Origin of the sequence: Alkalibacterium gilvum (assembly GCF_900109085.1) — a bacterium.
GTDB classification, from domain to species: domain Bacteria; phylum Bacillota; class Bacilli; order Lactobacillales; family Carnobacteriaceae_A; genus Alkalibacterium; species Alkalibacterium gilvum.
This window is the reverse complement of the sequence record NZ_FNYW01000061.1, coordinates 1-7839: the sequence shown is the minus strand read 5'-3', so window position 1 is coordinate 7839 and position 7839 is coordinate 1. Positions and strand designations below refer to the sequence as shown.

At 38.9% G+C, this 7839-nt stretch carries 5 protein-coding genes and 1 pseudogene; 4 read left to right on the top strand and 2 right to left on the bottom strand.

Annotation, left to right across the window (positions count from 1 at the left end):
* A partial coding sequence (locus BMX83_RS10235; protein ID WP_177170526.1) for a transposase occupies positions 1-154 on the top strand: 154 nt, incomplete at its 5' end.
* A 163-nt stretch (positions 155-317) separates the two neighbouring features.
* On the opposite strand, the gene tnpC is transcribed toward BMX83_RS10235, so the two are convergent.
* Both tnpC and tnpB read right to left on the bottom strand, forming a co-directional pair.
* Entirely contained in the window at positions 318-1793 is a 1476-nt protein-coding gene (gene tnpC / locus BMX83_RS10230; RefSeq protein ID WP_091636731.1) for an IS66 family transposase, read from the bottom strand.
* 99 nt (positions 1794-1892) lie between these two features.
* Entirely contained in the window at positions 1893-2252 is a 360-nt protein-coding gene (gene tnpB / locus BMX83_RS10225) for an IS66 family insertion sequence element accessory protein TnpB (protein WP_072693819.1), read from the bottom strand.
* Between the two features lie 411 nt (positions 2253-2663).
* On the opposite strand from tnpB, the gene BMX83_RS10215 reads away from it, so the two are divergent.
* The 3 genes and pseudogenes from BMX83_RS10215 to BMX83_RS10205 all read left to right on the top strand — a co-directional run.
* Positions 2664-5504 (top strand): N-acetylmuramoyl-L-alanine amidase, encoded by a 2841-nt coding sequence (locus BMX83_RS10215; RefSeq protein ID WP_177170578.1) that lies wholly within the window; start codon positions 2664-2666, stop codon positions 5502-5504.
* Positions 5505-5524: 20 nt separating this feature from the next.
* On the top strand, positions 5525-7492 hold the full coding sequence (locus BMX83_RS10210) for a glucosaminidase domain-containing protein (protein WP_091636725.1): 1968 nt from the start codon (positions 5525-5527) through the stop codon (positions 7490-7492).
* A gap of 154 nt (positions 7493-7646) precedes the next feature.
* A pseudogene (locus tag BMX83_RS10205) lies at positions 7647-7839 on the top strand (ISL3 family transposase); the annotation flags it as partial.

The following is a 7839-nucleotide window of genomic DNA, read 5'->3' as shown; positions in this document are numbered from 1 at the left end:
AGAGATCAGACGGCGAGAAAAAGTTGTCTCAATCTTTCCTAATATCTCTTCTGCCGTTCGATTAATCGGGGCAGTGTTATTAGATAACCACGAAAAATGGCAAAAAAATAATAATAAATTTTTAAAGGAATATACGAGTCCCATAATAAACTAATGACGAAAGTCATGAGAAGGAAAATGGCACTTGATATTAGAGTGTAAATCGGTTTTTGATTTTCACTTTAATATCAAGTAATGCCAGGTGGAGCCTGGCACAATAGAATACGTATTGATAAAAGTAACTACTGTACACTTTTACACAAGATTTAGGACTTGACCTAAGTTAAGAGGTAGTCCACATATTTTCGCGGATGTAACCCGTTGGATTTGGCCGTCTCGACGAGACTTAAAATAGTCGCGACTGCATGAGCGCCATCAAAAGATTTCGAGAACAGCCAGTTCTTTCTGCCCATAACGAGTGACTTGATTCCGCGTTCGGCTAGATTGTTGGATAGCACGAGACGGCCGTCCTTCAGAACGTTCATCATCCGCTCCTTCTGATTCAGCGCATAGTTGATCGCTATCCCAAGTTTGCCATGCGCAGTTAGAGATTCACACCAGTCAAAAAAGGCTTCAAGCTTCGGCTTCACTAGTACTAGGCGCTGGTGATACCGTTCGCTAACAGATAAGCCCTTTAGGGTCTTATCCAACGCAAATAATTCGTTACATAGCTTGACTCCCTTATGAGCGACGCTCTTACTGGAATAGTTCTTTGGACGTGCGTCATAGAACTTCCGTCTGATATGAGCCAGACAGGCAATCATCGTCATCCCCGGAAGATTGTTGTACCCGGAGAATCCATCACTATGAAGATAACCAGTGTACCCCTCTAAGAAATCTCTAGGGACAGATCCGCTGCGTGACGGACCAAGCTTGTAGATATGTATGGCACGGTCGCTATATTTGCCGGTACTGAACAACCACATATAGGACTTTTGTCGGTCTTTATCATTCAGTACTTTGAATGTCGTTTCGTCGGCGTGCAGAACCTTCTGGTTCAACAATTCCTGGCGCATTTCAGCCACGAGTGCTTCGAGATAATACTGAGACGTTTTAATGTGCCAGTTCGCAATGGTATGCCGAGGGATCGGATAGCCAAGCAGATTCCAATAAGCCTCTTGGCGATAGCCCGGGACTTTTTGCTCGAATTTTTGATACATGGTTTCCGCTATCAATGACGCAGATGCGGCTGTATTATTTAAAGGAAGTCTGGGGATTTCAGATTTCGCAAACGGCGTGTGCATTCCGCTTTTCTCACAGTTTGCGCAGGCATATGTTTTCTGAAAATGTCTGTGATTTTCAACTCTAGCCGGGATAAATTTAACTTCCTGACGGATGAGTTGCGTGCTGATTTCTTTCATTGCTTCCATACATGTTGGACACGTGCAAGATTCAAGCTCATGAATGTGGTCAACAGTAGAAAGAGATGACAATTGTTTATCTTTTAATCCTTTACGTTTTTTGCGGCGACGTTCTGTTTTGGTAATGACTTCATCTTCGTCGCTTTGGTCACCAGTCTGCTCTGGTTCGCTAAAAAGGGAATCGTTGAAGAGATTGCCTTGGTTGGGATCGCCGTTCAACGTTTCCTTCTTTGGGCCGTACAATTTCTGAGTTAAGAACTCGATTTGTTCTTTCTGTAAGGAAAGCTCATCATCTTTTTGAGCGATTAGGATCTTAAGCTGTTTGTTTTCTTCTAACAGCTGATCAAGCTTTTCAATAATCACTTCAAATTGTTTTTCGCTCTTGATAGACATGTCTGCTTCTCCTCACATAAATAGTACTTAAATTTTACATTAATTAGTTAAAGAAAACGAGAGAGTCATTGATTTTTTCATCAATTTCTCTCTCATTTCTTAGGCTATACTTCCTTTAACCGCAGGTTTTATAGAAACTTTTTGATTAACAGATAATCCTTCAAGCAGCCAACGTAGCTGTTGCGCACTTAACTTTTGAATCTCGTTTTGGTTACGCGGCCAATTCAATTTCCCATTCTCTAAACGCTTGTATAAGAGAAGGAAGCCGTCACCTTCCCAGTAAAGTGCTTTGAACCGATCCTTCTTTCCACCACAGAAGAGAAAGAGGGCCTCGTGATACACATCCATATCATATTCTTCTGTGATCGTCGCAGCTAAGCCGTCAATTTGACGGCGCATATCTGTCTTTCCACACACAATAAAAATATTCTCTACTTGAGTAAAATCAACGAGTTTCATTGAATGACATCTCCGCGAGGAGAACTCTTAATGTCGAGGGTTTGATCCCCTCGTAAATAAGTAGCTCTGTCTGACTATTTTTTAAATATGCCACCATTTTCTGTGAATGGAACTTCGAAATGTGTTGGTGATCAGTTTTATCGTCATGTAGGGTTATCGGTATGATAGACTGTCTATTCTTTTCCAAATTAAAAACCTCCTGTGTACTTAAGATATCTCAAGTTTAACAGGAGGCCGCTAGGACTCACAGGTACCTAGCTATTCATCGCTTACACTGCTTTTGTATTTTTCGACAAAATTGTGAATAATTATATATATAAATTGAACTATTTTAATCTTGAACCACAACACACTTATAATATATGGTATCTTATATAGTGTTAAGTTTATAAAATGGAGGGAAAAAATAAATTGAATAGATTTTATAAAAAGGCAATCAGTGTTGCATTTGTGTTTAATACAGCGCTAAGTTTGAGCGTTCCACTTACTACATATGCTAATGATGATTCAAATAGTCAGAAAAAAATAGAACAAATAGAATATGGGAGAAGCGTCCTTGACAAAGATCAGGATAAGACAGATATCAGGCAAGACGATAATATAAGTAAGAAAGAAAATGGCTCAACAAAAGCTTCTGATCAAGAGAAAAATCCTGATTTAGTTAATGAGAACAAAAACGAGGAAGAAAATGAAACAATCCCCATCAAAGAAAGCGAATCGGAAGCTGAAGAAGTAAAAACAGATGAAAAAAATGAAGAACAACAAGAAATACATAATGCAGTAGATGAACCAGACAACACTATAGAAGGTTTGACGAAAGAAGATATAAAGGTAACTACATATATAGAATCAAAAGGTTGGCAGGAACCAGTAAATCAGGGAGACATAGCTGGAACAGAGAATAAGGGACTGAAACTTGAATCATTTAAAGTCAAAAGTTCACATCCTGAATTATCTATTCGCTATAGGACCTTTTCAAGAAATTCAGATAGCTGGATGCCATGGAAAGAAAATGACCAACTTTCTAACCCAGTGGATACGGGTGATCAAATTGAAGCCGTTCAGTTTGATTTAACTGGAGCAATAGCTGAACAATATGATGTTTTTTATAGAGTACATTCGAAAACATTCGGCTGGTTAGGTTGGGCCAAGAATGGAGAACACGCTGGAACAAAAGGATATGACTATCAGATTGAAGCAATAGAAATTAGAGTCGTTTCTATAAATGATGACCGACCAGAACAAACCTTACCTGCTTATGAAGTCATGAGTGATTCTAGAGAAAAAGTAAGTATGAATAATACAGAACCAATGTTAACGGCATCAGCTCATGTACAATCTTATGGGTGGATGGATACTGAAGAAAGTCTACTGGGTGTTACGGGACAGAGCAAACGACTAGAAGCATTAAAACTAGTTGTTGATACTGGTGCAATGCAGGGAGGCATCGAGTACCGTTCCTTAGTCGATGGTAACGGCTGGCAAGCGTGGAAGCGAGACGGAAAATTAAGTGGAACAGAAGGACAGGCTAAGCACATAGAAGCAATAGAAGTTCGCTTATATGGCGAAATTGCTAAACACTACGATATCGTCTATAAAGCTCACGTTCAGAGCTTCGGCTGGATGGGATCAGTTTTGAATGGTATGCCAAGTGGGACAGAAAAACTATCCAAGCGAATGGAAGCTTTAGACATAACTATTGTGAAAAAAGGAACCACCGAGAAACCATCAAATGATGGTTTTAGATACCCACCTAAAGTTCAAGCGTCTGCTCACGTTCAATCATATGGATGGCTAGAGGCCAACCAGAACGATGGTTTACTAGGTGTTACTGGACGCAGTAAGCGACTGGAAGCATTAAAATTAGTCATCGATGCTGGCGCAATGCAGGGCGGTATCGAGTACCGTGGATTAGTCCAAGGAGAAGGCTGGGAAGCGTGGAAGCGTGACGGACAATTAAGTGGAACAGAAGGACAGGCTAAGCGTTTAGAAGCTATTGAGATCCGTTTGTACGGTGAAATTGCTGAACATTACGATGTCGTTTATAAGTCTCATGTTCAGAGTTTTGGATGGTTAGGATCAGTATTAAATGGTATGCCAAGCGGGACAGAGAAATTATCAAAACGAATGGAAGCCCTGGAAATACAGATAGTAGAAAAAAATACAATAAACAGTTCATCGGAAGAAGGGTTTATAAAACCTCCTAGTATTAATGCGTCTGCCCACGTTCAATCATATGGATGGATGAAGTCTGATGAAAATGAATCGATTGTAGGAACAATAGGTAAAAGTAAACGTTTGGAAGCTTTAAATTTAACGATAGATACTGGTAAATTAAGTGGAGGTATCACCTACCGCTCTCGTGTTGAAGGCGAAGGCTGGCAATATTGGAAACGTGATGGTGAAATGAGTGGTACAGAAGGAAAAGGTCTGCGCTTAGAAGCAGTAGAAATTCGTTTATACGGTGAAGTAGCTAAATACTATGATGTGGCATATAAGACTCACGTAGAGAGTTTTGGCTGGTTGGGCGCTGTAATAAATGGCATGACAAGTGGTACTCAGATGTTATCCAAGAGAACCGAAGCTATTCAAGTAGATCTAGTGAAGAAAAATTCTATGAAAGCAGATCCTGATAAAGGATTTAAGCGAGCTCCTATTGTATTTATTGATATCGGACATGGTGGTAAAGACCCTGGAGCATCATACTTCGGTTTAAAAGAAGCAGATATAAGTTTGTCAACAGGACTTAAAGTCATAAATTCTTTAAGAGAAAAAGGGTTCGACGTGAGATCTTCTCGAGAAACGAACAAACATTTAGAGTTAAAAGAAAGATCAACCATGTCGAATAAAATAAAACCTGATATTCTATTTAGTATTCATTACAACTCTATGGGCGGAAATAACTGGTACGCAAGAGGGATCGAAACATTTATCTATCACCGAGTGGCCAGTGGCTTCGGGCAAGAGACGGATAGAAATAAATTTAAGACTGAAGATAAAAGGATCGCAGAGAGTTTGAAACTTGCTGATTTAGTACATAATAGTGTGATTCATGATACTAAATTTTATAATCGAGGCGTCAAAGGAAATAATTTTCATATGTTACGAGAACCAGAATCTCCAGCAGCGCTAATAGAATTAGGGTTCATTGATAATATAAAAGATAACGCTATTATCAAAACAAAGGCTTATCATCAATTAGCAGCCGACGCAATTGTTAAAGGAATCGTGGCTTACTTTGGAGACTGGTAATAAAAAGGAGGAATTATAAAGTGAAAAAAGTAATAAAAATTGGAATGCTATCAATCTTATCAGCCTCAATGATCTTCAGCGAGTTTGCCTCTTTAGGCGTACTTGCTGTTGAATCAGTAGACACTTCACAGGATCAAAGCAGTGAAGTAGAAATTGAAAATGAAGATAATGAAAATAATAAAGAGTCGACGATAATGGATGAAAATATAACTCTTCCTGTGTCTCAAGATATGACAGAAAATAAAGAACAAGAAATTCCAGCAACAAATGAAGTCAAGGACTCTGAAAATGACAAAGAGACAACATCTGAAAGTATTCAGGAAAACGTGGTGGAAGAGTCAGTTGACAAAGAAAATCAAAAAAACGACGAAAAGGAAAGCACCGAAGAGACGGTCACAACATTAAAAGGGGAAGAAATACCAATAAGTCAAATTCCTGAAGAGTATCGTGACAAACTGTATCAGCCTAAAGAAGGAGAAGACATCAATAATCCTTTTTCTACGAATGACTTTTATCCTGCTCAATCATACATGGCAACATCTTCATCTTTTAATTGGCCTAATAATCCCCGCTGGTCACTGAAAGTAAGAAATTTTTTCAATGAACATAAAGTAAGAGTTCAAAGAGTAGCAAAAGCCTATAACCTTTACCCATCGGTTATGCTCGCTCAAGCAGTTCTTGAGTCAGGCTGGGGAACAAGTTCGTTAAGCTATAAGTACAATAATTATTTTGGTATAAAATCTAGTGGTGGAAGTGGTAGCTCTGTAGATATGGTCACTTGGGAGTGGATCGAGGACTCGACTCATCCTGATGGTGGCTACGCCGTAACGATTGTTGGTGGTTTTAGATCATATCAATCATCAGAAGAATCATTTAGGGACTATGCCCAATTTTTAGCTGGAAACACAAGACGTTACCGAGGTGGCTTTAGAGATATTGCCAAAACGCCTTATGAAGCTATTGAAAATATTCATAGCGGCATGCATTATGGTGTCGGAGGATATGCCACTGACCCTAATTATGCAAAAAAAATAAGTAGCGTTATTCGTACATATGGATTAGAGCAGTTAGATGATGAGCCATCATTAAGCTACCGTACACATGTTGAGAAAAAAGGCGATCAATCTTGGGTTCGGGAAGGACAAATGAGCGGCACTTCAGGCCAAAGATTACGACTGGAATCTTTACAGATAAAATTAGATAATCAAGTAGGATCCTCAATTGAATACCAAACTCATGTTGAGAAAAATGGGTGGATGAACTGGACCTCAGATGGAAAAAGAGCTGGAACAGTTAATCAAGGTAAGCGTTTAGAAGCAGTTAAAATACGATTGAATGGACTCGTATCCGAAAATTACGATGTCTATTACAGGGTACACGCTGAGAATTTTGGCTGGCTTGACTGGTCTAAAAATGGAGAACCGGCAGGAACTGAAGGTTATGGTTACAGACTTGAAGCCGTAGAAATACAGCTTGTTCCTAAAGGGGAAGATTATGGCCTTAAAACATCCCACTCATTTAAAAAAGCACCAACATTTGTAAATTATCAAACACATGTAGAACATGATGGCTGGCAAGAATGGTTTAGAAACGGTGAAACTGCTGGTACTGTCAGTCAGGCTAAACGTCTTGAAGGTCTGAAAATAAATCTTTCTAATAAAGAGTATTCAGGAAACATTACTTACCGGACACATGTGCAATCACATGGTTGGATAGATTGGGTAAGCAATGGGCAATTATCCGGTACCTCAGGAGAAAGCAAAAGAATTGAAGCCATACAAGTTGATTTAAACGGTGAGGTAAGCAAGCATTATGATGTTTACTACAGAGTACACTCGCAGTCATATGGTTGGTTAGGTTGGACTAAAAATGGTCAGCCTGCCGGAACGGAAGGCCTCGCCAAAAGAATAGAATCAGTAGAGATTAAACTCGTTAAGAAGAATAATAATGATATGACTACATCCTCATCGAAAGCGTTCATTAAATAATAAAAAACCAACTAGAGAAATTTTCTGGTTCTATAATTAATCGTGTTGGTGAGTTCTAAAAACTCACTGGCACGTTTTTTTGTATATCAATAGAAAAAGGTCAGTAGATTCCCTTATAATTAAGTCGACCAAAACCAATCAAAGGAGAATCTACATGACCCACTCTCATATTATACGAAATTCACTAAATATTAAAGACGAAAACATTATTTTTGATGTAAATAATTATCTTTGTATAGAAGAAAAGATAAAAGGAGTAAACTACTTAGTTTATCAAGCCACACTTACATACAAGCCGAAGGCTTGTCATCACTGTGGATCAGTTAATGAGAACTATTCGATCACTA

Coding starts and splice junctions, on each gene's coding strand:
- tnpC (WP_091636731.1), bottom strand. CDS start 1,793: ATGTCTATCAAGAGCGAAAAACAATTTGAAGTGATTATTGAAAAGCTT.
- tnpB (WP_072693819.1), bottom strand. CDS start 2,252: ATGAAACTCGTTGATTTTACTCAAGTAGAGAATATTTTTATTGTGTGT.